Genomic DNA, 20,720 nt, shown 5'->3' on the forward strand with positions numbered 1-20,720 from the left:
TAAAAAAATCTTGGGACTATATTACCATGCAATTCCAAATTTTGTAGTAAAGTTACAATCAAATTGATCTAAAGTTATGTATGAAAATTGTGAGGTATCGCTGATATTTGCACGATAAATGGCTAGGTTAAGGATCAACACTAGCCATTTTTAGAAAAGGAAGTGAGTTACAGTATCGGATCTTTATTGATGCGAGACTCTTTTAACACTTCTTTCACTCGTTTCAAATTATCGCGGAAACGTGGGCCTCTACGTAAGGTAAAACCCGTTGCCAATACATCTATAGTGACTAATTGGGCTAAACGCGAGGCCATAGGTAAATACATGTCTGTATCTTCTGGCACTTCCATTGTCACGGGCAGTGTACATTCCATTGACAAAGGCGAGTTGCGGGCGGTAATACCAATCACAGCTGCACCATTTTCTCTCGCTAAACGCGCTATTTCAATCAATGACTTAGTGCGGCCAGTGTGGGAAATCAATACCACCACATCGCCCTCATTACTGTTAATGCAGCTCATGCGTTGCATTAGAACATCGTCAAAACAGATGACAGGGACATTAAAGCGGAAGAATTTATTTTGCGCGTCATGGGCAACTGAAGCGGATGCGCCTAGGCCAAAAAAGGAAATAGTCTTAGCTTGAGTGAGAATATCAACGGCTTTATTAATGGCTGAAATGTCTAGGCTTTGACGTGCGGTATCGAGCGAAGCCATTGAAGATTCGAATATTTTTGTCGTGTAAGACTCAGTCGAATCATCTTCTTCAACGTGGCGGCTCACATAAGGTGTACCGTTCGCAAGACTTTGTGCTAGATGTAACTTAAAATCAGGGAAACCTTTAGTATCTAAGCGGCGGCAGAAACGATTCACAGTAGGTTCACTGACATCTGCCATCTTAGCCAGTGTGGCAATGCTAGAATGTATAGCTGTCTGTGGTGATGCTAAGATCACCTCTGCAACTTTGCGTTCTGATTTACTAAAATGGGTGAGGCTTTTTTGAACCTTTTCTAGGGTATTCATACGCGTATGTCCGCTAAATTGAGAATGTAATTTTATTTATTTTTATTTCGTGGGAGCAGATCAGACTGGCGGCCCACTAATAGACTCTATGTAGTAACTTTTCAGTACAATTTTGAAATAAGACTTTACTACCTTCAGTAATTTAAGCACAAAAAGCATATCAGATTTATGCAGCAAGTGACTAGTTAGCAAGAATGTTAATATTTATAAAAATAGATGCATTTAACAAATTCTGTTGTTATATTACAACAAAAGTGTGGATTTCTTCATCGACATGAAGGGACACGACATACAAAGGAGATCGTAACGCAATGGGCAAAACAACATCAGGCGCCAAAGCTTGTGACTTCGTACTCTTTGGTACTAAAGGCGATTTGGCACGACGCAAGTTGTTACCTTCTTTATACCAGCTAGATAAAGCTGAACTTCTCGATAAAGATACGAAAGTGATCGGTGTCGCGAAAGACGAGTTTACTCAAGATGAGTTTATCGAATTAGTCACGCTTGCATTAAACACCTTCGTGAAAGAGCCTTTGTGCGAAGAGACTCTCCAACGTTTCCTGTCCCGCTGCCACTATATAGGCACTAACTTTACCGATTCAGCGGGCTACAGTGCCTTCCATGATCTGCTCAAACCAGAAGAGCGCGTTATGGTCAGTTACTTTGCTACGCCACCTGCAATATTCGGCGACATTTGCCGTTGTTTGCATGAACAAGATCTTATCCACCCAGATTCACGCGTGGTGCTCGAAAAGCCCATCGGCTCAGATTTAGACTCTTCTCGCGTTATCAATGACCAAGTTTCCGCTTACTTCAAAGAACGTCAGGTTTACCGTATCGACCATTACTTAGGTAAAGAAACCGTACAGAACTTGATTGCCCTGCGTTTTGCGAACTCTTTATTTGCTTCTAAGTGGGACAACCGTACGATTGACCACGTCCAGATCACAGTCGCAGAAGAAGTGGGCATCGAAGGTCGTTGGGGTTACTTCGACAAAGCGGGTCAGATGCGCGATATGATCCAAAACCATTTGCTGCAAGTGTTAACACTCGTTGCCATGGACCCACCTGTTAACTTAGACGCTGACAGTATCCGTGATGAAAAAGTTAAAGTGCTGAAATCACTGCGTCCGATTAATTCTGACAATGTGTATGAAAATACCGTACGCGGTCAGTACAGCGCAGGCTTCTTAAAGGGCAGCCCAGTCCCGGGTTATTTAGAAGAAGAAGGCGCCAACCTTCAATCACACACAGAAACCTTCGTGGCTATTCGTGTGGATATCGACAACTGGCGTTGGGCGGGTGTGCCTTTCTATTTACGTAGCGGTAAACGTATGCCGTTTAAGAGCTCTGAAATTGTGGTGTATTTCAAAAATCCACCGCATAACTTATATCGCTCAAGCTACCGAAATCTGCCACCGAACAAGCTGACGATCCGTCTGCAGCCCCATGAAGGGGTTGAAATCCAGATGATGAACAAAGTGCCAGGTTTGGAGCAAAAACAACGTCTACAAACCACTAAACTCGATTTGAGCTTCTCTGATACCTTTAAAAATGAACGTATCGCCGATGCCTACGAGCGTCTATTACTCGAAGCTATGCTCGGTAATCAAGCGCTGTTCGTGCGCCGCGACGAAGTCGAGCAGGCATGGACTTGGGTGGATGGCATTATCCAATCGTGGGAACAAAGCAACGAAAAACCAAAACCTTATCCTGCGGGTACTTGGGGTCCAGTTGCGTCAGTTGCTTTGATCACCAAAGATGGCCGTTCGTGGGACGAGTAGGAGACTTTGATGATTAAAGAAACCGTATTCAAATCTTTCGATACGCCAAGTGCGTTAGAACAACAGCTTGCGAATAGAATTGCGAGCCAGTTGCAGGAAGCCGTCGATGCCCGCGGAAAAGCGAGCTTAGTCGTTTCCGGTGGTTCGACGCCGCTTAAGTTATTTCAACTATTGAGCATGAAATCCATCGATTGGAGTGATGTTTATATCACGCTTGCCGATGAGAGATGGGTTGAAGCCGACGCTGATGCTTCTAATGAGCGTCTCGTGCGTGAACATTTATTACAAAACCGTGCGGCGAATGCCAAATTTCGCGGTTTAAAAAACATGTTTTCGACCGCAGAAGCGGGCGCCGATATGGCCGCCGAGTCCTTGTCTAACTTCCCACGTCCTTTTGATGTGGTGGTGTTAGGTATGGGGAACGATGGTCATACCTGCTCTTGGTTTCCCTGCAGTGCTGAGCTTGAAAATGCGCTCACAACCCAAGCCTTGTGTGTGGCGACGAACCCCACCACAGCGCCCCATGGCAGAATTACGCTCTCTAAGAGTGCGATTCTGAACAGCAGACAAATTTATCTGCACTTGGTCGGGGAACAGAAATTATCCGTATATCGTCAAGCGTTAGAAAGTGATGATGTCCATGCTATGCCTATCAGAGCCGTATTAGCGCAGCGTAAAACGCCCGTTGATGTGTTCTGGAGCGCTTAAGGAGTCACTATGCACTCAGTAGAAATACACTCAGTAGTTCAAGCTGTTACCGACAGAATTATTGCCCGTAGCAAAGCGTCACGTGAAGGTTATCTCGCCGCATTGAATGATGCCCGTAACCATGGTGTACACCGTAGCTCATTGAGCTGTGGCAACTTAGCCCATGGTTTTGCCGCCTGTAATCCAGACGACAAAAATGCATTGCGTCAATTGAATAAAGCGAACATCGGCATAGTGACGGCATTTAACGATATGTTATCTGCGCACCAACCCTATGAAAAATATCCTGAATTGCTTAAAAAAGCCTGTCAGGAAGTTGGCAGTGTTGCACAAGTGGCAGGCGGTGTTCCGGCCATGTGTGATGGTGTGACTCAAGGTCAACCCGGTATGGAATTGAGCTTACTGAGTCGTGAAGTGATTGCGATGGCAACGGCTGTGGGCTTGTCTCACAACATGTTCGATGGCGCTTTACTGCTCGGTATTTGCGATAAAATTGTTCCAGGCTTACTCATAGGGGCCTTAAGTTTTGGTCACTTACCTATGTTATTCGTGCCGGCAGGGCCGATGAAATCAGGTATCCCGAACAAAGAAAAAGCCCGTATTCGTCAACAATTTGCTCAAGGTAAAGTAGACCGTGCACAGCTGTTAGAAGCTGAAGCCCAGTCTTACCACAGTGCGGGAACCTGTACTTTCTACGGCACGGCAAACTCAAATCAACTGATGCTCGAAGTGATGGGTCTGCAGTTACCGGGATCATCTTTTGTGAATCCTGACGATCCACTGCGCGAAGCGTTAAATAAGATGGCGGCTAAGCAAGTGTGCCGTTTAACTGAAATGGGGACTCAATATACCCCAATCGGTGAAGTGGTCAGCGAAAAATCTGTGGTTAACGGCATTGTGGCACTTTTGGCTACTGGTGGTTCAACTAACTTGACGATGCATATTGTCGCCGCGGCTCGTGCTGCCGGTATTATTGTGAACTGGGATGATTTTTCTGAATTATCCGATGCTGTCCCATTAGTGGCGCGTGTGTATCCAAACGGTCATGCCGATATTAATCATTTCCATGCAGCCGGTGGCATGGCGTACTTAATCAAAGAATTGCTTGATGCGGGTCTATTGCATGAAGATGTGAATACCGTTGCGGGTTTTGGTTTACGCCGTTATACCCAAGAGCCAAGGCTGCTCGACGGTGAACTGCGCTGGGTCGATGGTCCAACGACTAGCTTAGATACTGAAGTGTTAACGTCAGTCGCATCACCTTTCCAAGGCAACGGTGGCTTAAAATTACTCAAAGGTAACTTAGGCCGCGCTGTGATCAAAGTGTCAGCAGTACAAGAACAACATCGTGTCGTTGAAGCGCCCGCAGTGGTGATTGACGATCAAAACAAACTCGATGCCTTGTTCCAAGCCGGTGCTCTGGATAGAGATTGTGTTGTGGTGGTTAAAGGTCAAGGCCCGAAAGCCAACGGTATGCCAGAATTACACAAGTTAACCCCATTATTGGGAACGCTTCAGGACAAAGGCTTTAAAGTCGCGCTGCTGACCGACGGTCGTATGTCTGGCGCGTCGGGTAAAGTCCCTGCGGCCATTCATTTAACGCCAGAAGCCTTAGATGGCGGTTTAATTGCCAAAGTCCAAGATGGCGACTTGATCCGTGTCGATGCGTTAACTGGCGAACTGAGCTTGCTTGTATCTGAAGCTGAACTTGCCACCAGAGCCGCGGGAATTGTGGATTTACATCGCTCACGTTATGGCATGGGCCGAGAGTTATTTAGTGCGCTACGTTCAAATCTAAGTAGTCCAGAAACTGGTGCGCGTTGTACTAATGCCATCGATGAACTTTATTAATACAAAGGAAGAATAACGCAATGCTTGAGAATAACTGGTCACTACAGCCACAAGATATTTTTAAACGCAGCCCTATTGTTCCTGTTATGGTGATTAACAAGATTGAACATGCGGTGCCATTAGCGCGAGCACTGGTTGCCGGCGGCATTAGCGTATTAGAAGTGACTTTGCGTACTCCTTGTGCACTCGAAGCTATCACTAAAATCGCCAAAGAAGTGCCAGAGGCCTTAGTGGGCGCGGGTACTATTTTAAACGAAGCTCAGCTTGATCTTGCGATTGCCGCGGGTGCGCAGTTTATTATTACCCCAGGTGCAACGGTTGAACTGCTCAAAGCGGGTATGCATGGTCCAATCCCTTTAATTCCAGGGGTTGCGAGCATTTCAGAAGTGATGACGGGTATGGCGCTCGGTTACACCCACTTTAAATTCTTCCCAGCCGAAGCTTCGGGTGGTGTTGATGCTCTTAAAGCCTTCTCGGGTCCGCTAGCGGATATTCGCTTCTGCCCAACAGGTGGTATTACGCCAAGTAGCTATAAAGATTATTTAGCGCTGAAAAACGTCGATTGTATTGGTGGCAGCTGGATTGCGCCAACGGATGCAATGGAACACGGCGATTGGGATCGTATCACTCAACTTTGTAAAGATGCCATTGGCGCTTTATAAATCGAGCTTGAAATAGTGACAAAATAAAAAACCACCGCGAGGTGGTTTTTTGTCTTTTATTTTTCGCATTTTGATAAAGAACGGCGGCGATAGCTGACTCTGTAGAAAGTCTGGTTTTTACAGTAACTCGCACATTTACAAACGGTCTGGATTTATAGCAAGTCGGCCGTGCAATGTCTGCTTGCCTACATTTCCTTGCTCAGCTCCACATTCGAGCCCGCTTTGGGGCTAAATAGCTGTTGATACAGTCGCCCCGCAAACTCATCTGTCATCCCCGAAATATAGTCCGCCAACACTCTGTGACTGTTTAAGCCTTGTTGCTCACTTTCGCGCCAGCGCTCTTGGGTGTTCAGTGGCAGTAAACGCTCGGGATCGGAAGCGAAGGCTTCAAATAATCCCATCACAATTTGCTGGCCTTTATATTCGAGCATTTGGATCTCAGGTTTACGGATCACGTATTTATAAACCAGTTGCTTGAGCACATTGAGCGCAATGGCAAATTCTGGCTCTAACGTCGCATTAAAGCGCAATAATGGCTCTTCGAACACGTCATCTTCTGAGATAACAATAGCGGTGACAAAGCCATTAACGAGTGTGCCTATGGCATCTTTACGTAGGTGATGCTCATGTGAAAACAGCTTGTTGCCAATATCTGCCAGCTCTTGTTTTATCCAAGCATCACTGCTGTTCGTCAGTGTCGGCGCCACATCTTGATGCCACTGGGACGCTGTGACTATGCCCATCACAATCGCATCTTCGAGATCGTGCACCGCATAAGCGATGTCATCTGCCAGTTCCATAATCGAGCAATCGAAGGATTTAAACTGGGTTCGCAGATGTGGATAGTGGTGCAGGGCGGGGTGTGAACCTTGCTGAGTCGATGTAAAACGACGGCTATCCGCCTCAGACAAAGGCTCAAGCACCCAAGCGAAGATGTCGTTATCATCGTCGAAAATGCCCTTAACCGGCGGCCATTGTGACGGTTTTAACTGTCTGTGGTTGGTGATTTCATTATGTTCACCCGCGACAAATAGCTTCGAGTGCGGCGCAGGGTATTTCAAAATCCCGAGCATAGTTCGGCGGCATAAGTTCATGCCAAAATCTAAGGTATAGGGCTCAAGTTTCGATAAAATACGAAAAGTTTGGCCATTGCCTTCGAAACCGCCGTGGTCGCGCATCATGTAATTTAATGCCACTTCGCCACCGTGGCCGAAGGGAGGATGACCAATATCGTGGGCCAAGCACAGGGACTCTAATAAGCTCATAGAGCAAAGCAGTTGTTTATGTTGTGGATATTTGCGTCTGAGCTGCGCGGCTATGCCAGTGCCAATTTGCGAGACTTCGAGTGAGTGGGTTAATCGGGTGCGATAGAAGTCATTCATGCCAACGCCGAGCACTTGGGTCTTGGCCTGAAGGCGGCGAAAGGCGGCCGAGTGGAGAATACGCGCCCTGTCTCTTTGGTAGGGGCTGCGGTGATCAAAGCGCCGTTGTTTATCTTCACCATGACGGCGTTCTTGCCAAACACTTGAAGTCATATGCATTCCTAGCGAGAGTGGAAAATCAAAGCATCTTGTTAATTTCGTCTAAATTCAAGGTGAAACTGGGCACAAAGCAGCTCATAAAATACTGTACTGCGGGATCTGGATTTGTCGCCAGCATGTCTTCGAGACGCTTACGGGCAGTATTGAATTCACTGTTGCCAGCGCGGTTTTCCTCAAGGCATTTAAGATAGGCACACAGAGTATCGGCGGATTTAACTATGGTCTTGTAAACGGGATCGGCGTAATCACTGATGAACAGATTGCGATAATCTTCTTTAAATTCCTCAGGTACCATATCTAACATGCGCTGCTCGGCAATCGCCTCAATCTTTTTATACTCGGCTTCGATTTCTTTATTGAAGTATTTCACTGGCGTCGGTAAGTCACCGGTGAGAATTTCACTGGCATCGTGGAAAATCGCCAAACTGGTGGCTTGATGGGGATCGAGCGTTGTGCCGAACTTTTTATTGCTGATGATCACCAGTGCATGGGCCACCATGGCAACTTGCAGCGAGTGTTCTTGAACATTTTCAGTGCGAACGTTGTACATCAAAGGCCAGCGTTGGATAAGTTTCATGCGAGCTAAATGGGCAAATAAATGACTCATAGTTTTCCTGCTAAAGAGTGAAATCGGAAGGCGGCAAGCTGCAATGGAAGACATGAAACAAGTGAATAGGCAGTATTGACGCTAGTGAAGTCTTAGATTATCACAGCCTTGGATGACACGTGAGCATGAGCGTAGAGGATTTAAATAAATAGCTAAAAATAAAGCGACCACTAGGATCGCTTTATGTCTCAAACCGTTAAAGGGATATTCTATTGTCGATAGTTTTCGAGGAAGGCACCAAACTCGGTAAATGCTTTCTTCAGATCTTCTTTATAGGGCAAGAAAACCACTCGTAAATGGTCGGGCTCAGGCCAGTTAAAGGCCGTGCCGTGCACTAACAGAATTTTCTTTTCTCTGAGCAAATCCAGCACTAAACGCTCATCATCCCGCAGATTGAATTTTTTCATATCCAGTTTCGGGAAGGCATAGAGTGCGCCCTTGGGTTTTTTAACGCTCACGCCTGGAATTTGGTTAAGCAATTCGTAACAGGCATCCCTTTGGACTGTGAGGCGGCCATTAGGCAAAATAAGCTCGTTAATACTCTGATAACCGCCGAGCGCGGTTTGAATTGCATGTTGATTGGGCACGTTTGCACAGAGGCGCATCGAGGACAGCATCTCTAAGCCTTCGATGTAACTTTTAGCAGCCTTAAGATTGCCAGATAACATCATCCAACCAACACGAAATCCTGCTGCACGATAAGCCTTTGATAAACCGTTAAAAGTAACAGTTAAAATATCATCTGATAGACCCGCAGCAGGAATATGCTTGGCTTCGTCGTATAAAATTTTATCGTAAATTTCATCGGCAAAAAGGATCAGATCATGTTGACGACACAGTTCAACTACTTGCAGCAGTAATTCTCTGCTGTATACCGCTCCGGTTGGGTTGTTCGGGTTAATCAGCACTATGCCGCGAGTACGTGATGAAATTTTACTTTTAATGTCGTTGAGATCGGGGAACCAGTCCGCTTCTTCATCACAGCGATAATGCACAGCCTTGCCGCCCGCGAGATTCGCCGCTGCTGTCCACAGGGGATAGTCTGGTGAGGGGATTAAGATCTCATCATCGGTATTCAGCAGGCCTTGCATTGCCATCATAATAAGTTCTGAAACGCCGTTACCTATATAGATATCTTCGATATCGACACCAAAAATCCCTTGGGCTTGATAATGCTGCACTATGGCCTTACGGGCAGAGAATAATCCTTTTGACTCACAGTAGCCTTGGGCACTGGGTAAATTGAGGATCACATCGCGCACAATTTCTTCAGGCGCTTCGAAACCGAAGGGGGCCGGATTACCAATGTTGAGTTTGAGGATTCGATGCCCCTCGTCTTCTAAACGTCTGGCTTCCTTGTGCACTGGGCCGCGGATGTCATAGCAAACGGTATCCAGCTTGTTGGATTTGATGATAGGGCGCATTTACACCTCGGAACATGCATAAAGTTTTGGCTTAAGTTAGCGCACCATAACGAAATTTCATTGCAGATGAAAGGGGGGATAAGCACAGAATTGCGCTTTTTTTATAAATATCCCTCAGTTAAATATGCTTTAACAGTCGATTAAAGAAATCTGCACAAGTTTTATGTTCTGACATTGGCATGATTTTAAGATTGTTTATCTATTGGGTTGGTAGGGGAATCTTGTTTATGTTTTTTCATTTCGAAAGATGAAAATGCGTTTTTCATTAGCTGACTCATATTTGATTTCTCTATATTAGCCATATTAATCGTGACAGAAGAAAATGTATTTTAGCTGATACTTAATGGTTGATTTTTAATCACAGATTTTTGATAAGGTAAACTTATGCAAGCGGCATTTTATCTTGTGATAATTAGGCATATTTATTGAATGCTTATTAAGCTAAGAAGATCATAAATGTTTAAGTTGCGATGGCGTTAAAAGTCTTCTAAATTATATGGTTATGTAAAATTGTCTCGCGGGAATTAAATTTATTTTCTATCAAGTTAAATTTATAGTTGACTCAATATTCGATGCGCTTTATTTTCTGCGCGATGTTTTTGGCAAGGCACCTTAGATAGCAAGCAATTCGCGGGTTTTATCTTCAGGGTTAGTCATCATGAAGCAGCTGTGTTGACGTTCTGAATCGTGTTGATTTCAGGCGTTATTCTAAAACCATTTGCCTTTTAGGCGATTTATTTAGAGGACCTAAGTGCATGTCTGAACCGACAGCGTTAAGTCTCATTCCACCTTTGGTGGTATTGGTGTTAGCTATTTGGTTACGCCGTCCTATTTTATCTTTGATCATAGGTGCGGTAACCGGTTTCCTGTTACTCGATCCCAGTCAAGTCTTAAACAATTTTGCTAGTGTGTCATTGAAGGTTATGGCCGATGAAACCATAGGTTGGTTGATTCTGGTGTGTGGTGGTTTTGGCGCGCTCATCGCACTTTTAGTACGAACTGGCGGCGCATTAGCGTTTGGCCGCAATGCACTTAAATTGGCGAAAGGACCTAAATCTTCCCTATTAATGACTTTTATCCTTGGGATCGTGATTTTTATCGATGACTATCTCAATGCGTTGACCGTGGGTGAAACCATGAAGCGTGTAACGGATAAATTTAAAGTGTCCCGTGAAATGCTCGCCTATGTCGTGGACTCCACCGCCGCGCCCGTGTGCGTGTTAGTGCCATTATCGACTTGGGCGGTATTTTTTGGTGGATTACTGGTGGATAACGGTGTGGCAGCCGAAGGTCAAGGCATTGCAGTTTATATGCAAGCCATTCCTTACATGCTTTATGCTTGGTTAGCTGTGGCTATGGTGCTACTTGTCGCATTAGGTATTGTGCCCGCCATTGGTCCAATGAAGACTGCGCAGCTGCGCGCTGCCCAAGGTGAACCCGCTGAAGCGCAAGTGGATTTCGACCAAGTGCAAACTTCGGATGAATATGCGGTTAAAGCCATAGAAGAGGAATTTAAGCACGCCGATAATCAGGGCAAACTGCATAACTTTTTAGTGCCTATTGGTTTGTTAGTTGCCTTTACCGTGTACTTTGATATCGACGTGTGGAAAGGCTTGCTGGCGACCTTAGTTATCACGATTCCTTATTATGCAGTGCAGCGTTTGATGCCATTTTCAGAGATGATGGACCAAATGATCGATGGCTTTAAAAGCATGCTACCAGCCATTAGCACTGTGATTGCGGCGTTTGTGTTTAAGGATGTGTGCGATCAGTTGTTACTGCCGCAGTACGTCATTGAGTCATTAAGCCCATTTATGACACCTAAATTGCTGCCTGCGGTAGTGTTTTTATCTATGGCTATACTCGCGTTTGCCACAGGTTCGAGCTGGGGTATATTTGCCGTGACGATTCCTATCGTGATGCCATTAGCGCAAGCGGTTGGGGCGGACATCCCATTAGTCATTGGGGCCTTATTGTCTGCATCATCATTTGGTAGTCAAGCGTGCTTCTACTCAGATTCAACCGTATTGGCCGCCCAAGGCTCAGGTTGTAACTTAGTGAGCCATGCTGTGAGTCAGTTACCTTATGCACTTATCGCAGCAGTAATAGCATTTATCGGCTTTATTGTGATTGCATAACTTCTGTCACGATTAATATAAGAAACCAGCTACGGCTGGTTTTTTTATGTCTGCCGTAATGGGGTTAGGCGGCTAGAGTGAGTAAAGGGTGAGTAAAGAGTGATGAGGCTTGAATTAGAATAAACACGATTACACTGCTAAATGAAGATTTTCAACTGATGTCAAATTATATTTTACGGAATTGTCATTTATATTTTACATATTTCATCGTCGCCATGTAGCTTTTCAAATCAAAGCCTGATTATACTTTGCAACCTTCAGGGCATTATTTTCAACATTAGTGGCAAACGAATCAAATGGACTCAACTCTTCTTACTGCGTTTTTCGAGCACGGCACAATACGTGATGTCGAATGTTTATTCCCTGATATTTCAGGCTATCCAAGGGGAAAGCTTATGCCAGCCCGAAGTTTTGCTCAGGGTGCTGAATTACGTATTGCCCAAGCGATTTCGATGCAAGCGATTACCGGTGAGTATTCCTACGATACTGTTTTCCCTGATGCTGATCCTGATCTTTTACTCGTCCCCGATTACAGCACTCTCAAGATGATCCCATGGAGCACAGTGCCGCGCGCATTTGCCATCCATGACTGCGTATTACTGGATGGCAATTTATGTCCATTTGCGCCGCGCTCTATGTTAAAAAATGTGTTGGCCCGTTACCAAGCCCTTGGGTTAACGCCCGTGGTGGCCCCTGAGATTGAGTTTTATCTGACTGAAGCCAATACCGATCCGAGTGTGCCGTATCAGGCACCCATTTCAAAAAGTGGCCGAGCTGAAAATGGTCAATCCGCGTTTAGCATGAATATGCTCAATGAACTCGCACCATTTTGGGATGAGTTTAATGCCGCTATCGATGCGATTGGGATTAAAGGTGATACTTGGATCCATGAAATGGGGCTATCACAATATGAAATTAACTTAGTGCATGGCGATCCGCTGGCTCTTGCAGATCAAGCCTTTATGTTTAAATACGCCGCGAAAGAAATCGCCATAAAACATGGCTTGAATGCGATTTTTATGGCGAAACCCATAGCGGGTCAACCCGGCAGTTCTATGCATTTACATCAAAGTGTCGTCGATGATAAAGGTAATAATATTTTCAGCCATGCAGATGGTAGCGACACTGACCGTTTTCACCACTATATCGGCGGATTACAAAAGTATCTACCTGATTTAATGTTGTTATTTGCACCCAATATCAATTCATTTAGACGTTACATTTCCGGCAGTCAAGCGCCGATTAATTTAAGCTGGGGCGTTGATAATCGCACCACGGGCCTACGTGTGCCATTAAGTGCTCCAGTGGCGAGACGGGTAGAGAATCGTATTGCGGGCGCCGATGCTAATCCGTACCTTATGATTGCCGCATCTTTGGCTGCGGGCCTTGCCGGAATGGAAGAAAAATTATCGCCAAGTGCACCAGAAACCGGGAGCGCCTACGATAGCAGCCATGACCTCGCGCAGACATTTTTAGCTGCGTTAACGCAAATGTGCCAAAGTGACTCGGCACGACGCTTACTCGGGGATGATTTTGTCACTGGCTTTGTATCGGTGAAGGAAATTGAATTCCAAAGTTATTTGAGTGAGATAGGGGCTTGGGAGCGACGTTTCTTAGGGCCGCAATGCTAACGCTTATTTAATGAGGGGATGTTGCTGGATAACGCCTATTCCCTTGAGTGACTCGACACATCACTAAAAAAACAGCAACAAAAAAGCCAGTGCAAGCACTGGCTTTTCTTCGTCTGGAAACGAGAAGGGCGATTAAACGCGCTTCTTGAATTCACCAGTACGAGTGTCGATTTCAATTTTGTCGCCTACTTTCACGAAGTCAGCAACACTTACTGTGCCACCGCCAGTGATAGTCGCTGGCTTCATCACTTTACCTGAAGTATCGCCACGAGCTGAAGGCTCAGTGTAGATCACTTCACGTACGATAGTGGTTGGCATTTCAACAGAGATAGCTTTGCCATCATAGAAAGTCACTTGGCAAGTTTCTTCCATACCGTCAACGATATAAGCCGCTGCATCACCTAGGTTTTCAGCTTCTACGTCGTATTGGTTGTATTCTGCATCCATGAATACAAACATAGGATCTGCAAAGTAAGAATATGTGCAGTCAAGACGATCTAGGATGATGTCTTCTAACTTATCTTCACCTTTGAAAGTCGTTTCAGTACCAGAGTTAAGCAGCAAGTTTTTCAACTTTAACTTAACGATAGCAGCGTTACGGCCAGAACGAGTTGTTTCAGTTTTCTGCACAACCCATGGGCTGCCATCTAACATGATCACGTTACCAGGACGGATTTCATGAGCAGTTTTCATTACACTATTTCCTATATTTAGATTTTTCTGTTTTCGCGCAGTATCTTAGCTGTTTTTAACGAACTGAACTAGTCGAGTAGCGAGATCTGCAGCATTTAATGCATTAATTGGCCATTGTTTAGCATGGTGATGCAACAAGGGCAAATTAACAGGATTAAGGTTTTGCCAGTGAAGGCTCACGGCTGATTGCTGTGCTTGGTTGAACGCGAGATTCAATTCAGACCAATAACAAGCAATTTTAGGTGGCAGATTATCGCAGTAAAGTTTGAGAAAAGCTTCTAATTTTACGAGGTGATAATCATCTTCTTGGGGATAAATGTGCCAAATGAAGGGTTTTGCGGCCCATTGGGCACGTAAAAAGGAATCTTCACCGCGCACGATATTAAAATCACAGCTCCAGAGCAGGCGATCAAACCCTTGTTGGTCTGTCATAGGTAAAATGTGCAGGGTTAAATTACCATGATTTATCTGTTGACCCGGCACTAGAGCGGCAATTTCACAGGGCAGTAAATGCGTCAGACTGTTTAAGCTACGCCCCTTTGGGATTAGCGCATGGATTTTTTCTGCCGATTGCTGCCATAACTCACATAATGCAGGTAGCGCCTCGGTCTCATAGCTAAAAACGCTAATAACAGTGTCTTGTGCCTGAATGTCCTTAAGACCTAGATCAGTAAAAAGCTGCAATTTATTGGCAGTATCAGCTTGCCAAGCATCACGCTCTGCAAACAAATTTTGCTCGCAAATGAGTCCACCCGTTTTGGCGCTAAAACCGGGAAAGTAGAAATACTTCTTCAAACCATTGGCTTGTAACGATGGCAAACCATGGCAGCCTTCAACCCAATCCTCAGCACTTAAATACTCTAAATTCAGCCAGACAGGTACAGATTTTGGGGCGTTCTGATGTAAATAAACCAGCTGCGCTTTTACCTGTTCGGGTAATTCACAGGCAAAGGCTTCGATGAGCACAGCTCCTGCAACAAACTTTATAGGCAAAGGCTCTTTCCAATGAATAATATTCACACCATTGAAGGTTTGAGTGGCTTTTAGTGGATAGAGTGTCGGTAAGATATGCGAGAAGCTTGCGAGGTCATCGACCCACAAATTAACGGGAATGTGGTACTCATTAGCCATTTGTTTGGCTAAACGCCAAGTGACGCCAATATCGCCATAGTTATCGACGACGGTACAAAAGATATCCCAATGAGTGGAGCGGAGTGTGTTGGTCATGAGTGTGGTATGTCGTTATTCTTAGTCAGAAATATATGCATAAAAAAAGCGGCGTTAAGCCGCTTTAATCAAATGGTTAACAGAATTAATCTTCTAATTCAGCTAAACACATTTCTTCGTAAATTTGCTTAACCCAAGCATCAACACGTTCTTCAGTCAGCTCTGGCTGGCGATCTTCATCGATACCTAAACCAATAAAGTGGTCGTCATCGACTTGACCTTTAGAGGCTTCAAAATTGTAGCTTGCAGTTGGCCAATGGCCGATGATGATGCCACCACGGGCCTGAACAATATCGCCAACCATGCCCATGGCATCAAGGAAGTACTCAGCGTAGTCTTCTTGATCACCACAACCAAAAATAGCGACAAGTTTGTCAGTAAAATCAATTTGCTCTAATTCAGGGAAGAAATCATCCCAGTCACATTGCGCTTCACCGTAATACCAGGTCGGGATGCCGAACAGCAGCAAGTCATACTCTGCAATCTGTTCTTTGGTACTTTTGGCGATATCTTTCACCTCAACCATTTTTTTACCCAGTTTTTTCTGGATCATCTTGGCTACAGCTTCGGTGTTACCTGTGTCGCTACCGAAAAAAAGACCTACAGTTGCCATTGTCTATCCTTTAATGTCTAGTTCACTTATTAGGTTAATCTTGCTGGTACTCGTTCAGCACTCAACTTGTTGCTGAAGAATTAATTCGATTAACTGGCTACGGCTGATGTTACTGGCCAATGCCTGCTCATTCAAGGCGTCATACAAATCTTGTGACACCTTTAACTCTATTCGCTTTAATCCGTTGGCTTTATCGCGCTGGATTTGATTGCGTTTGTTGACCTTAAGCTGTTGGCTACGGGACAAAGGATTGCTACGTGGTCGGCCCCGGCGCTTTTCATTGGCAAAAAGGTCAATGGTGGTTCTGTCAGTTGCTTCTTTTGCCATGTTCTTATTGTTAACCGATCCCTGAGCCTTCCCAAGTGATCTGGATAATACCTTTTACAATAAACCCGGCGCAGCCGAGAAATAACACTAACCAAACAATAAATCGACCAAATTTTGGCACGTTACCTTGTTTAAGCACATCGTGGATGGCCATGCCGATAAAGAAAAATATCGAGGCAAAAAACAGGTTCAGGCCGATGGTTTCAATTTGTTCCATGTACTGAGATAACATACTTTCTTAGTCCTTGAGAGTGTTCTAAGGCCAAAAGAGGCGCGAATATATCACAACAAGATGGCGGCTGCCATATGCTTTCGGTCGAGTTTGCTGCTGATTTACATTGAATGTTTGTCAATAAATTCAGACACGATCCGGTTAAAAATGACGGGTTTTTGCGCATGCAACCAATGACCACATCCTTCAAGTGTTTTTGCCTGTGCCGCGGGGAATTGCGCCATGATAGCGCTTCTGTGCTCGCTAGTGACATAATTTGAGTCGCCGCCGCGAATAAACAGACTTGGTCCAGCATAGCTTTGTACTGGATTTAGTGTCTGATTTTGCCAGCCAATAATATTAGGATAACAAGCCTTTAGACCACTTAAGTTCATTTTCCAACGAAAACCAGTATCAGTGCGTTGTAGATTTTTGAGTAAAAATTGTGCCGTTGCTTCGTCAATACCATTGTCAATTAAGTGGTTTAGGGCAAAGCGTCTGTCGGTATGGCCTTCTAAGGGCAGGCTTTCTAATGCCGCAAACACTGTGTCGTGTCTTGGCTCATAGGCGACGGGGGCGATATCGGCTGCCACCATACTGATAATGCGCTCAGGAAAGGCTAACGCCGTCGCCATGGCGATTTTACCCCCCATGGAGTGACCCACAATATGGGCGCGTTCAATAGCCAGTTCGTCGAGCAAGCTGATCATTGCAGTGGCGAGGCGAGGGTAGTCCATTTGATCCCAATGCTCACTTAAACCATGATTGGGCACATCGACACGAATAACTTGATACTGATTTTCTAATACTTGCCCTAGACCTTTGAGGTTATCTAGATTACCGAACAAGCCGTGGATCAAGAGCACTGCGGGTCCTTGGCCTGTAGAAACAAAGTTCATGGTGATTCCTGTTGGAGATTTTTAGCTTAGCGTGACGCGAATTGTGCCCTTAATGCCGTTGGCTTGACAAGTCAGTTGCTATTTCTATAGTGGGGGCGGCCAGTAACTTGTGTGCTTTTTCGGCAATTGTCGATTAACTGCTAGTTTGCTGTGCTATTTCCCGCACTTTTAGAATAATGGCGCTTTATCAGATTGATAGAGATAGATACACTGGTAACAGATCGCAATGATCTGCCCCGATCGCTGTGGTACACTTTTTTCGGTTAAGCCTGTTGAATAACAAAGGATAATTAAGGTTATGAAATATATCGAAGTAGATGAAGAGCTCTATCGTCATATTGCCAGCAAAACAGAACGAATTGGTGAGAGCGCCTCTGACATTCTTCGTCGATTACTCGGCCTGTCCGTCGATGCGGTCGAACAACCTCAGCCTTTGGCGATTAGCCAACCGAGCCTTGAAGCTGAACCTATTCAGCCCGTCGCGGCGCAAACAGTGCCAGCAGTGAATGATTTTAGTCGCTTAGTCGATGAACATCAGTTATCGCAGCAAAAAGGCGCAGTAGGTCGTTTTCTGTTTTTGCTCGAAAGTTTGTATCAATTAGCCCCAGAGCAATTCTCACAAATTTTGCAGATCCAAGGGCGCGATCGTTTGTATTTTGCTCGCTCTAAGGAGCAACTGCTCGAAGCGAGTGCTTCGGCTAACCCAAAAGAAATTGGTACAAGTGGTTTCTGGGTAACGAGTAACAACAATACCGCCAAGAAACGCACTATTTTATCGGAAGTTTTAGTGCAATTTGGTTGTGATGCGACAGTAGCAGCGGGTATCGCCGAGCGCGTTTAATCCGCGGATGAGCCAAGTTAGTACGACATTTTTCTACTTTTTCTAATTGTAATTGAGTGCAGGAGAGCCATCGGTGGCAATACATCAAAGGGCAGGACAAATCGCTAATCAGACGGATCTGGTCAATATTCCAAAACTGATGAGCCATTATTACAGCATCACGCCAAATATGGATGACGTACAACAACGCGTCACCTTTGGCACTTCTGGGCACAGAGGCTGCGCCTTCAATGGCAGTTTTAACCAACAACACATTTGGGCGATTACCCAAGCTGTAGTGGACTACCGTCAATCGGCAAATATCGATGGGCCGCTGATCCTTGGGATTGACACCCATGCGTTATCCTATGCGGCCTATTTGTCGGCAATTGAAGTGCTGGCGGCAAATAAAGTCACAGTGAAAATCCAACAGAACGACGGATTTACACCTACGCCAGTGGTTTCCCATGGGGTGATTTGCGCCAATCGCGAAGCCAATATTACGGGTGCTGCATTGTCCGATGGTTTGATCATTACGCCTTCCCACAATCCGCCTCAGGACGGTGGCATCAAGTACAATCCACCCCATGGTGGACCGGCCGAAGGTAATATCACGGCTTGGATTGAATCGCGGGCCAATGATTACCTGCGCCAAGCATTAGTTGGCGTGCAAAAATCAGCCTATGCCGATGCGCTGACTTCGGGTTATGTGCAAGCCATTGACTTGATTACACCCTATGTGGCTGATTTAGAGAATGTTATCGACATGCAGGCGATTGCCAACGCTAAGCTGCGCATCGGCGTTGACCCGCTCGGTGGTTCAGGGATTTTCTATTGGGCACCGATTGCCGCGCGTTATGGGCTCGATATCACGTTAGTTAATGATAAAGTTGACCCAAGCTTTAGCTTTATGCCGCTGGATAAAGACGGCAAAATCCGCATGGATTGCTCATCTCCCTACGCGATGGCCGGGTTACTCGCCCATAAAGAATCCTTTGATTTATGCCTTGGTAATGATCCCGACTATGACCGTCACGGCATAGTTTGCCCTGGTACGGGTTTGATGGATCCGAATCATTATCTTGCGGTCGCTATCGATTATTTACTGACACACAGACCAGATTGGAGCGATACCTTAGCCATAGGTAAAACCTTAGTATCGAGTGCGCTTATCGATAAAATCTGTGCTTTCCACGGCAAAAAGTTACTCGAAGTGCCAGTGGGCTTTAAGTGGTTTGTCGACGGTTTAGCCGAAGCCACAATCGCCTTTGGCGGTGAAGAGAGTGCTGGCGCGGCATTTTTACGTCGTGATGGCAGTACATGGTGCACAGATAAAGACGGCTTCATTTTAGGGTTACTTGCCGCAGAAATTCTTGCGGTGACAGGGAAAACCCCAGGTCAGCGTCACCGAGAGTTAGTAAAACAATTTGGCCAAAGTTTCTATAAGCGTATCGATAGCCCAATCAGTCTTGAAAACAAAGCCAAGTTTGCTTTGCTCAATGCTGACACCTTAAATGCCACTGTGCTTGCCGGTGAGACAATCGAAAACGTGTTAACCCATGCGCCAGGCAATAATGCGGCGATTGGCGGCATCAAAGTTACCACAGCTAATGGGTGGTTTGCGGCGCGTCCATCGGGCACTGAAGCGTTATTTAAAATCTACGGCGAAAGTTTTATCAGTGAGCAGCATTTGGCTGAGATCATCAAAGATGCGCAGGCATTAATTGATAAGGCGCTAAACGCTTAATGCAGCAGTAGGTTTATAAAGTATCAAAAAACAAACGCACTCAGATTTGAGTGCGTTTTTGTTTGTATCTAATTCAGCTGTGAGTAGTTGATCTAATACTGATTTGACTGTATTTAGTACTCGATATGACAACTCGGTAAGTTATTCTTATCGATGTAATTTTGGTGATATTCCTCAGCAACATGGAACTGTTGCAGTGGCACTATTTCAGTGACGATATGGCGTAATCCCCAACGGCCCGAGCGGGCAAAAGCTAACTTTGAGGCTTCTGCGGCCGCTTTTTGCTCTCGGTCGTGGAAGAAAATGGTACTGCGATATTGAGTGCCAATATCTCCGCCTTGCATGTTCAGACTCGTTGGATTGTGGTTTTTCCAAAATACATCGAGCAAGTCTTCATAACTGACAAGGGCGGGATCGAATTCCACTTGCACCACTTCGGCATGGCCCGTTTTGCCTTTTTTGACTTCTTCATAGGTTGTCGCCGCATTATTGCCGCCCATATAGCCGCAGGTGGCATTCGATACGCCGTTCACTTGTCTAAAAAAATACTCTACGCCCCAGAAACAGCCGGCACCAAAGGTTGCTAACGCCATAATTAAATCCAATAGAAGTCTAGATGGCTAAGGATTGTGATAAAACTTGAGTGCAAAAGCAAGCCTCAAGCTGGAATATTTATCATGGGAAATTCTTAGGGAATGTCCTAAGAATTTAACAATCAGCTTAGTTGAATGTCATTCCGCTTAAAACTGGGTCCTACGGCAATAAATGTCTGAGAACAGCACTAAAAACATGTGTTAGTATTGAAGCCGTTTTTT

19 protein-coding genes are annotated in these 20,720 nt (G+C 45.3%); 8 read left to right on the plus strand and 11 right to left on the minus strand.

The annotated features are described in order from the left end of the window. Positions 1-167: 167 nt before the first annotated feature. On the minus strand, positions 168-1,022 hold the full coding sequence (locus L5L98_RS14520) for a MurR/RpiR family transcriptional regulator (protein ID WP_006081563.1): 855 nt from the start codon (positions 1,020-1,022) through the stop codon (positions 168-170). 311 nt (positions 1,023-1,333) lie between these two features. Between L5L98_RS14520 and zwf the strand changes: the two genes are divergently transcribed. From zwf to L5L98_RS14540, 4 genes are read left to right on the plus strand one after another with little or no spacing between them, the layout of a single operon-like run. After that, complete coding sequence (gene zwf, locus L5L98_RS14525; RefSeq protein WP_028759998.1) at positions 1,334-2,806, plus strand: glucose-6-phosphate dehydrogenase; 1,473 nt, start codon at positions 1,334-1,336, stop codon at positions 2,804-2,806. A 9-nt stretch (positions 2,807-2,815) separates the two neighbouring features. After that, positions 2,816-3,514, plus strand: coding sequence for a 6-phosphogluconolactonase (pgl, locus tag L5L98_RS14530; RefSeq protein ID WP_105252460.1), 699 nt, complete (start codon positions 2,816-2,818; stop codon positions 3,512-3,514). Between the two features lie 24 nt (positions 3,515-3,538). Beyond that, on the plus strand, positions 3,539-5,365 hold the full coding sequence (gene edd, locus L5L98_RS14535) for a phosphogluconate dehydratase (protein ID WP_198573512.1): 1,827 nt from the start codon (positions 3,539-3,541) through the stop codon (positions 5,363-5,365). A gap of 20 nt (positions 5,366-5,385) precedes the next feature. Then, complete coding sequence (locus L5L98_RS14540) at positions 5,386-6,027, plus strand: bifunctional 4-hydroxy-2-oxoglutarate aldolase/2-dehydro-3-deoxy-phosphogluconate aldolase (RefSeq protein ID WP_028759995.1); 642 nt, start codon at positions 5,386-5,388, stop codon at positions 6,025-6,027. 185 nt (positions 6,028-6,212) lie between these two features. On the opposite strand, the gene L5L98_RS14545 is transcribed toward L5L98_RS14540, so the two are convergent. The 3 genes from L5L98_RS14545 to L5L98_RS14555 form a co-directional block, all read right to left on the minus strand. Further along, complete coding sequence (locus L5L98_RS14545; protein ID WP_173244953.1) at positions 6,213-7,562, minus strand: anti-phage deoxyguanosine triphosphatase; 1,350 nt, start codon at positions 7,560-7,562, stop codon at positions 6,213-6,215. A gap of 25 nt (positions 7,563-7,587) precedes the next feature. Then, positions 7,588-8,175, minus strand: a complete 588-nt coding sequence (yfbR, locus tag L5L98_RS14550; protein WP_263141958.1) for a 5'-deoxynucleotidase — start codon at positions 8,173-8,175, stop codon at positions 7,588-7,590. A 209-nt stretch (positions 8,176-8,384) separates the two neighbouring features. Then, positions 8,385-9,599, minus strand: a complete 1,215-nt coding sequence (locus tag L5L98_RS14555) for a pyridoxal phosphate-dependent aminotransferase (RefSeq protein ID WP_105252462.1) — start codon at positions 9,597-9,599, stop codon at positions 8,385-8,387. Positions 9,600-10,354: 755 nt separating this feature from the next. Between L5L98_RS14555 and L5L98_RS14560 the strand changes: the two genes are divergently transcribed. Next, positions 10,355-11,737, plus strand: a complete 1,383-nt coding sequence (locus L5L98_RS14560) for a Na+/H+ antiporter NhaC family protein (protein WP_263141960.1) — start codon at positions 10,355-10,357, stop codon at positions 11,735-11,737. 296 nt (positions 11,738-12,033) lie between these two features. Continuing rightward, on the plus strand, positions 12,034-13,368 hold the full coding sequence (locus tag L5L98_RS14565) for a glutamine synthetase family protein (protein ID WP_263141963.1): 1,335 nt from the start codon (positions 12,034-12,036) through the stop codon (positions 13,366-13,368). A 132-nt stretch (positions 13,369-13,500) separates the two neighbouring features. Here L5L98_RS14565 and efp read toward each other — a convergent pair whose 3' ends face one another. The 6 genes from efp to L5L98_RS14595 all read right to left on the minus strand — a co-directional run bounded on the left by efp (position 13,501) and on the right by L5L98_RS14595 (position 17,338). After that, positions 13,501-14,061 (minus strand): elongation factor P, encoded by a 561-nt coding sequence (gene efp / locus L5L98_RS14570; protein ID WP_105252465.1) that lies wholly within the window; start codon positions 14,059-14,061, stop codon positions 13,501-13,503. Between the two features lie 45 nt (positions 14,062-14,106). Then, positions 14,107-15,288 (minus strand): elongation factor P maturation arginine rhamnosyltransferase EarP, encoded by a 1,182-nt coding sequence (earP, locus tag L5L98_RS14575; protein ID WP_263141964.1) that lies wholly within the window; start codon positions 15,286-15,288, stop codon positions 14,107-14,109. A gap of 85 nt (positions 15,289-15,373) precedes the next feature. Next, positions 15,374-15,901, minus strand: a complete 528-nt coding sequence (fldA, locus tag L5L98_RS14580) for a flavodoxin FldA (RefSeq protein WP_006081576.1) — start codon at positions 15,899-15,901, stop codon at positions 15,374-15,376. A 54-nt stretch (positions 15,902-15,955) separates the two neighbouring features. Next, entirely contained in the window at positions 15,956-16,228 is a 273-nt protein-coding gene (gene ybfE, locus L5L98_RS14585) for a LexA regulated protein (protein ID WP_006081577.1), read from the minus strand. Between the two features lie 10 nt (positions 16,229-16,238). Beyond that, complete coding sequence (locus L5L98_RS14590; protein ID WP_006081578.1) at positions 16,239-16,460, minus strand: DUF2788 domain-containing protein; 222 nt, start codon at positions 16,458-16,460, stop codon at positions 16,239-16,241. A 101-nt stretch (positions 16,461-16,561) separates the two neighbouring features. Next, positions 16,562-17,338, minus strand: a complete 777-nt coding sequence (locus tag L5L98_RS14595; protein WP_173496693.1) for an alpha/beta fold hydrolase — start codon at positions 17,336-17,338, stop codon at positions 16,562-16,564. Positions 17,339-17,636: 298 nt separating this feature from the next. Here L5L98_RS14595 and seqA point away from each other — a divergent pair, with 298 nt between their 5' ends. Both seqA and pgm read left to right on the plus strand, forming a co-directional pair. Further along, positions 17,637-18,179 carry a replication initiation negative regulator SeqA gene (seqA, locus tag L5L98_RS14600; protein ID WP_105252468.1) on the plus strand — a complete coding sequence of 181 codons (543 nt, stop codon included), beginning with the start codon at positions 17,637-17,639 and terminating at the stop codon, positions 18,177-18,179. 73 nt (positions 18,180-18,252) lie between these two features. Then, entirely contained in the window at positions 18,253-19,905 is a 1,653-nt protein-coding gene (gene pgm, locus L5L98_RS14605) for a phosphoglucomutase (alpha-D-glucose-1,6-bisphosphate-dependent) (protein ID WP_131524180.1), read from the plus strand. Positions 19,906-20,018: 113 nt separating this feature from the next. On the opposite strand, the gene msrA is transcribed toward pgm, so the two are convergent. Then, entirely contained in the window at positions 20,019-20,498 is a 480-nt protein-coding gene (gene msrA / locus L5L98_RS14610; RefSeq protein WP_028759985.1) for a peptide-methionine (S)-S-oxide reductase MsrA, read from the minus strand. Positions 20,499-20,720 lie beyond the last annotated feature (222 nt).

This window comes from Shewanella sp. SM23, from assembly GCF_025654295.1.
Taxonomy (GTDB): Bacteria; Pseudomonadota; Gammaproteobacteria; order Enterobacterales; family Shewanellaceae; genus Shewanella; species Shewanella oncorhynchi.

What these genes read in the sequence shown, in the direction of transcription:
- zwf (WP_028759998.1), top strand. Translation starts at nt 1,334, where the DNA reads ATGGGCAAAACAACATCAGGCGCCAAAGCTTGTGACTTCGTACTCTTT.
- L5L98_RS14565 (WP_263141963.1), top strand. Translation starts at nt 12,034, where the DNA reads ATGGACTCAACTCTTCTTACTGCGTTTTTCGAGCACGGCACAATACGT.
- L5L98_RS14555 (WP_105252462.1), bottom strand. Translation starts at nt 9,599, where the DNA reads ATGCGCCCTATCATCAAATCCAACAAGCTGGATACCGTTTGCTATGAC.
- seqA (WP_105252468.1), top strand. Translation starts at nt 17,637, where the DNA reads ATGAAATATATCGAAGTAGATGAAGAGCTCTATCGTCATATTGCCAGC.
- L5L98_RS14520 (WP_006081563.1), bottom strand. Translation starts at nt 1,022, where the DNA reads ATGAATACCCTAGAAAAGGTTCAAAAAAGCCTCACCCATTTTAGTAAA.
- L5L98_RS14590 (WP_006081578.1), bottom strand. Translation starts at nt 16,460, where the DNA reads ATGTTATCTCAGTACATGGAACAAATTGAAACCATCGGCCTGAACCTG.
- L5L98_RS14560 (WP_263141960.1), top strand. Translation starts at nt 10,355, where the DNA reads ATGTCTGAACCGACAGCGTTAAGTCTCATTCCACCTTTGGTGGTATTG.
- L5L98_RS14545 (WP_173244953.1), bottom strand. Translation starts at nt 7,562, where the DNA reads ATGACTTCAAGTGTTTGGCAAGAACGCCGTCATGGTGAAGATAAACAA.
- ybfE (WP_006081577.1), bottom strand. Translation starts at nt 16,228, where the DNA reads ATGGCAAAAGAAGCAACTGACAGAACCACCATTGACCTTTTTGCCAAT.
- efp (WP_105252465.1), bottom strand. Translation starts at nt 14,061, where the DNA reads ATGAAAACTGCTCATGAAATCCGTCCTGGTAACGTGATCATGTTAGAT.
- L5L98_RS14595 (WP_173496693.1), bottom strand. Translation starts at nt 17,338, where the DNA reads ATGAACTTTGTTTCTACAGGCCAAGGACCCGCAGTGCTCTTGATCCAC.
- msrA (WP_028759985.1), bottom strand. Translation starts at nt 20,498, where the DNA reads ATGGCGTTAGCAACCTTTGGTGCCGGCTGTTTCTGGGGCGTAGAGTAT.
- yfbR (WP_263141958.1), bottom strand. Translation starts at nt 8,175, where the DNA reads ATGAGTCATTTATTTGCCCATTTAGCTCGCATGAAACTTATCCAACGC.
- fldA (WP_006081576.1), bottom strand. Translation starts at nt 15,901, where the DNA reads ATGGCAACTGTAGGTCTTTTTTTCGGTAGCGACACAGGTAACACCGAA.
- earP (WP_263141964.1), bottom strand. Translation starts at nt 15,288, where the DNA reads ATGACCAACACACTCCGCTCCACTCATTGGGATATCTTTTGTACCGTC.
- L5L98_RS14540 (WP_028759995.1), top strand. Translation starts at nt 5,386, where the DNA reads ATGCTTGAGAATAACTGGTCACTACAGCCACAAGATATTTTTAAACGC.
- pgl (WP_105252460.1), top strand. Translation starts at nt 2,816, where the DNA reads ATGATTAAAGAAACCGTATTCAAATCTTTCGATACGCCAAGTGCGTTA.